This is a genomic window from Frigoribacterium sp. AC759, from assembly GCF_979256015.1.
The window spans coordinates 1-236 of sequence record NZ_CEEDMT010000197.1 but is presented as its reverse complement, the minus strand read 5'-3'; the positions used below and the strand labels follow the sequence as shown (position 1 = coordinate 236).

1 protein-coding gene is annotated in these 236 nt (G+C 68.6%); it reads left to right on the top strand.

Annotation, left to right across the window (positions count from 1 at the left end; genetic code table 11):
• Nucleotides 1-236, top strand: a 236-nt coding sequence (locus tag ACZ6JE_RS15635; protein ID WP_464319546.1) for a carboxyl transferase domain-containing protein, incomplete at both ends; no start/stop codon positions are given.

The window sequence follows — 236 nt, the reverse complement described above, 5'->3', positions numbered from 1 at the left end:
AAGACCGCTCGCGAGCGCATCGACCAGCTGCTCGACCCCGGCTCGTTCGTCGAGCTCGACGAGTGCGTCCGCCACCGCACGCACGCCTTCGGCATGGAGGCGAAGCGCCCCTACGGTGACGCCGTGGTGACCGGCCCCGGCACGATCCACGGTCGTCAGGTGGCCGTCTACAGTCAGGACTTCCCCATCTTCGGCGGGTCCCTCGGCGAGGTCGCCGGCGAGAAGATCATCAAGGT